This window comes from Corallococcus carmarthensis, assembly GCF_003611695.1.
Lineage (GTDB): Bacteria > Myxococcota > Myxococcia > Myxococcales > Myxococcaceae > Corallococcus > Corallococcus carmarthensis.
On record NZ_RAWE01000492.1, the window covers coordinates 1 to 450 of the forward strand.

2 protein-coding genes are annotated in these 450 nt (G+C 58.4%); both read left to right on the top strand.

The window, feature by feature from the left end; genetic code table 11:
* A partial coding sequence (locus D7X32_RS44635; protein ID WP_208752792.1) for a hypothetical protein occupies window positions 1–237 on the top strand: 237 nt, incomplete at its 5' end.
* Window positions 238–239: 2 nt separating this feature from the next.
* The coding region (locus D7X32_RS44640; protein WP_208752794.1) for a thioredoxin domain-containing protein at window positions 240–450 on the top strand (211 nt) is incomplete at its 3' end.

A 450-nucleotide genomic window follows, 5' to 3' on the forward strand; every position in this document is an offset into this window, starting at 1 on the left:
CATATTGCCCTCGTCGGCCTGCAACCCGCGATGCTCGACGACTACGGCGGTAGCCTGAGCGAACTGGCTCGGGAGCAACTGCCCGCCGCGGAACAGGCGGCGCTGGCGCAACTGGCTGCGTGGGGAATTGAGCCGCAACCGGCTAATGAATCGCGCTGTCTCAATTATGACTGTCTGTCGATGGAAAACTACGAAGGCGTTCGCTTGCGCCAGTACAAGATGAGGCTGGAGGAATAGGGATGAGCAACGACACACCATTTGATGCGTTGTGGCAACGAATGCTGGCGCGCGGCTGGACGCCGGTCAGTGAATGCCGTCTTGACGACTGGCTTACGCAAGCGCCAGACGGCGTGGTGTTATTAAGTAGTGACCCGAAACGCACGCCAGAAGTCAGCGATAACCCGGTCATGATTGGCGAATTACTGCGCGAGTTTCCCGACTATACATGGC